Source organism: Thiocapsa sp., from assembly GCF_011390875.1.
Classification (GTDB): domain Bacteria; phylum Pseudomonadota; class Gammaproteobacteria; order Chromatiales; family Chromatiaceae; genus Thiocapsa.
In genome coordinates this window covers 1-3,348 of record NZ_JAABRP010000342.1, presented here as the reverse complement: position 1 = coordinate 3,348, position 3,348 = coordinate 1, and the positions used below count along the sequence as shown (strand labels likewise).

Annotated in this window: 3 protein-coding genes and 1 pseudogene; all 4 read right to left on the bottom strand. The window is 64.7% G+C overall.

Features of this window, described 5'->3' with window-relative positions:
• A pseudogene (locus GPT33_RS18155) lies at nt 1–196 on the bottom strand (circularly permuted type 2 ATP-grasp protein); the annotation flags it as partial.
• 214 nt (nt 197–410) lie between these two features.
• Nucleotides 411–1,055 carry a TrkA family potassium uptake protein gene (locus GPT33_RS18150; protein ID WP_296811891.1) on the bottom strand — a complete coding sequence of 215 codons (645 nt, stop codon included), beginning with the start codon at nt 1,053–1,055 and terminating at the stop codon, nt 411–413.
• Nucleotides 1,056–1,309: 254 nt separating this feature from the next.
• On the bottom strand, nt 1,310–2,743 hold the full coding sequence (locus GPT33_RS18145) for a potassium transporter TrkG (RefSeq protein ID WP_296811889.1): 1,434 nt from the start codon (nt 2,741–2,743) through the stop codon (nt 1,310–1,312).
• A gap of 3 nt (nt 2,744–2,746) precedes the next feature.
• Nucleotides 2,747–3,127, bottom strand: coding sequence for a hypothetical protein (locus tag GPT33_RS18140; RefSeq protein WP_296811887.1), 381 nt, complete (start codon nt 3,125–3,127; stop codon nt 2,747–2,749).
• Between the last annotated feature and the right edge of the window lie 221 nt (nt 3,128–3,348).

The window sequence follows — 3,348 nt, the reverse complement described above, 5'->3', positions numbered from 1 at the left end:
TGTGCAACGTCAGATGGGCATCGCGCGCCTTGGCCCCGAGGATCTGCTGGCCGGTCGTCTGGATGTGCTCCCACATCGGGAGGTAGTGATCGCGCGGACGGAAGTCGTCCTGATAGAACTCGTGGTAGGCCATCGCTTGTCCCGCGCGTTGCATCTGGATCTGGCCGGCACCGCCGGATTGGAATTGTTTCAGCATCTCCGTGAACCCCACAACATGGCCCATAACAGATGAAACCAGTCAAGAAACGCGCCAACGTTGCGTTCGTCGCGACCCGCCGCCAACCCCTTTATTCATAAGGGACTGTTCCTTTGGCGCGATGACGTCCTGACGGCAAGTTGCACCATCCGGGTGCGACCCTGCAGGCGGGGTCCACAAAACCGGGCACCGACGCACGAAGATCGAGCGTGCCTTATTCGAAGCGCTGGCGGAGCGCTTTCAGACTCCGCGCCCGCGTCAGCAACACCACCTCGTCCCCGACATGCAGACGCATCTGCGGGTCGGCGAACTTGAGCTCCTCGCCGTTGCGATAGATGCAGATGGCCCGAGCGACATCCGGGATCGCCAAGTCTTCGAGTGCCGTCGCAGACGCCTCGTCGACCTTGAAGGAAAAGATGCGGGTGTCGCCGCGCAGGATGTCGGAGATGGCGATGATGTCCTGCCCCTCGGCCATGTCGGCGAGGTAGCGGCCGACGGTATGCATCGGCACCAGTGAGTCGGCCAGACCCAACTCGGAGCAGATGTGCTCCAGATCCGGATCCTCGATCTTGGTGACGACCCGTCGGTAACCCAGGGAACGCGCCACCAGACTGGCGATGATGTTGGACTGATCGTCATGGGTCAGGCAGAAGAGCAGATCGGTATTCTCGGGGTCGGCCTCGCGAAGGATCGCCGGCCGGGTCCCGTCGCCGTGCAGAAATCCCACGTCGAGCTCGTCGCGCAACCGTTCGATCGTCGCCGGATCGCGCTCGACGATGACGACCTCGTGACCGCGCTCTACGAGCATCCGCCCGGTAAGCACCGCGAGGGTTCCGCTGCCGATGAAGACGAACCGCATGTCGAGTCCCTCGTTGCGGGGAAAGCCTCCGGCTCCCTGCCGCCAGCCGTTAGCCTAAGAAGAGCAGTTGAACCGCGCCCGGCGCGGTATGCAATGTTCTTGGATGGGATCGGCTCCGGCAGACTTGACGACCGCTGGAGTCGGCGCGATTCAAAATATAAAAAATCTAAACCGCGTCCCCGCTAAGTGCCATGGATGCATCAAACGTCGAGCTCACCCGAAAGTGAGCATCTCGCTCTGGACGCGGTTTAGGTTCAAGGCTTATACCAAGTTCCCGGGAACAGCAGAACCAGCAAGGCAATGATCTCCAGGCGTCCGGCCAGCATGTTCAGGCTCAGCAGCAGCTTGAGCCCGGGCTCGAGGTCGGGGCCGGTAATGCCCACGGATAGGCCGACCGTCGCCGTGGCCGAGACCACCTCGAAGAGGGCGTCCAGCGCCGGATAGCCGACGGCGAGAAAGGCCATCCAGGACCCGAGCACCAGCAGCACGAACAGCAGGATCAGTACCAGGGCATGCTCGATCTGGAGGCCGCCGAGGGTCCGGTCGCCGATCGCCGGCTGGACCACTGCATGACGCGGCAGTTGAACACGCATCACGGCGAGCTGGATCATGCGGATCAGGATCAGCAGGCGCAGGAGCTTGATGCCGCCGGCCGTCGAGCCGACACCGCCGCCGGTGGCCATCGACAGGATCAGAACACCTTTTGCCGCCGGATCCAGCTCGCTCAGATCCAGCGTCGCAAATCCGGTCGTGGTCTGGGCGGAGCCGGCCTGGAGCAGCGCGTCCGCCGGCGACAGGCCCCCGAGCCACCAGAGCAGAACCGTCACCAGCGCAACGGCGATGATCAGTGCCCGAAGCTCGGGATCGGACCGCAGGGCGACGGGGCCGGACCTCCAAGCCCTGTAGTACAAAAAGAGCGGCAATGCGCCGAGCAGCGAAACGGCAAAGAGGGCGAAATGAGCGCCTCGCCCGAAGCCGGCCAGGCTGTCCGAGACACCGCCGAACCCGCCGGTCGAGATGGCGGCCAACGTATGGATGAGGGCGTCGAAGGGCGGCAAATCCGTCGGCAGGACCAGCAGCAAGCCGGCGACCGTGAGCAGGACATAGATCGTAAAGGCACGCCGGGCGTGGATCCGTGTCCCTTCGGCCAAGCTTTCCTCGTCCGCCCCGGCGTCGGCCAGACGACGCATGTCCTCGGTCCGCCCGAACGCTAGGGCGAGCGACAAGACGACGATACCCAAGCCGCCGAACCACTGCATCCAGGCGCGCGTGAAGAGGAAGGCATCGGAGCGGAGCTCCGGGTTCGGAACCAGACTGAGACCGGTCGTGGTCACGCCCGAGACCGACTCGAACCAGGCGTCCAAAGGCGACAGACCCTCCGCGGTGAGCGGATAGGTCATGAGCGCCGCCGCGATGATGAAGGTCAAGGCCGAGATCACCAGCGCCTCGTTGGCCTGCAAGGGCCGGTCGCTCGGACGGATCCGAGCACAACCGCCGAGCGCCAAGGCCGGCAGCAGCGCGGCGAGCAGGATGCGCTGCGCCAGCTCCCAGTCGCCGGTCGCCGCCGCGAAGGCCAACGGCACCGAGAAGAGCACCGCCAGAATCAGCGCAATCTGTCCCAGATGATGCAGCACCATCGCAGGGCGAACCGGCTGCATGAGCGGCCTGACGGCGGGGTGGAAGGACATGCCTCAGCCCTCCTCCCGCTCCGATCCGCAGCAGGGCCCCGACTCCTCCGGCGTGCAGGCTTCGAGATCCCGGCTTAGGATCTCGCCGGTCACCGGGTTGGGCCTGAAGGTCGTGCAGCCCTTCAGCCCGAGGTCATAGGCACGCCGATAGAGCCGCTCGAACGACGCGAACGGGATCCCGGCGAGGATCCGCCCACCCGGGAGAAACCGAAACCCCTTCAGCAGATCCAGATACCGCGCCGCCCCCATCACCCGCTCGGCCGGCTCGACCGACGCCAGCGCCCGCGCAACCCGGTACCGAGTCGCATCGAGATCGGCCTCGCCTTCGGCCCGATAGCGGGTCTCCCAGACGAGACGCGAGATGGTCGGCTGCCGGTCATTCACGCTTGATCCGCCTCGTGTCGGGAAACACCTCACGGAGGTCAGCCTGCGAACCCTTGCCGTCGTGACGCGGATCGACATCGTTCAAATCAAGACTGGCACAGGGATTGGGCCCTGCCTAAACCGCGCCCGGTGCGATATGCGTCATTTGGTAGATGACTTGGCCGCCCCGGCTCCGACGACTGTCGGAGCCGGGGCGGTTAAAAGGATTAAACATCTTAAAT

Coding starts and splice junctions, on each gene's coding strand:
- GPT33_RS18145 (WP_296811889.1), bottom strand. CDS start 2,743: ATGTCCTTCCACCCCGCCGTCAGGCCGCTCATGCAGCCGGTTCGCCCT.
- GPT33_RS18150 (WP_296811891.1), bottom strand. CDS start 1,055: ATGCGGTTCGTCTTCATCGGCAGCGGAACCCTCGCGGTGCTTACCGGG.